The 729-nt window shown below is 47.7% G+C and carries 1 protein-coding gene; it reads left to right on the top strand.

Annotated elements, in window-relative coordinates:
* Positions 1-729, top strand: a 729-nt coding sequence (locus tag R2S10_RS24685; RefSeq protein ID WP_316843063.1) for a hypothetical protein, incomplete at both ends; no start/stop codon positions are given.

Genomic DNA, 729 nt, shown 5'->3' with positions numbered 1-729 from the left:
TTATAAACATGATGGTACCACGCGTACCCCATCTAATTCCTGGACAGCATGGACCACTTCTATCAATGACCCATCCGCTTGGACTGCTGCGCAGGATCCTTGTATACAGTTGATGGGTGGGGGTTGGAGATTACCTACCTCCACGGAAATGAGTAATGTGATCAGCGCACCGCAAATTTGGACTACGGCCGCTGCGCTTTACAATTCAGTATTGAAAATTCACAATGCGGGAAACCTAAGTCCAGCAGCCCCTGGTAACCTGGGTGCTCGCGGTACTGGACTATCGTATTGGACCTCAACTACAACTCCAAACGCAAACTATGCGGCTAAAGCATTGTACTTTAACGGCGCCCTTAATGTCACAGATCTGGATAAGGCAAATGCGATGACTGTAAGGTGCTTGCGTGATGAGATCACCGCAACGCTACCTACCATCAGTAATGTAATTGTGCCTACTGCAACAATGACCGGGAATGCGGCTAAGGCCATCGCTACAGTGGGCAATTCAGGTGGTTTGCCATTAAGCGGACGTGGACTGGTTTGGAGTAGCACAAATGCAATACCTACCATCAGCGATCAGAAAATCATCGATCCTGGTACAAGCATCGGTGAGTTTACAGGACTAATGAATGGGTTAGTAGAAGGACCTACTTATTATGTGAGGGCCTATGTAGAAACTAGCCTGGGTTTGGTATACAGTCCGGCTGTGACCAGCTTTAAAATATGTAC

This window comes from Pedobacter gandavensis (genome assembly GCF_032678745.1).
Taxonomy (GTDB): Bacteria; Bacteroidota; Bacteroidia; order Sphingobacteriales; family Sphingobacteriaceae; genus Pedobacter; species Pedobacter gandavensis_C.
Note: the sequence above shows the minus strand (reverse complement) of the source record. Positions and strands in the feature narration are given on the sequence as shown.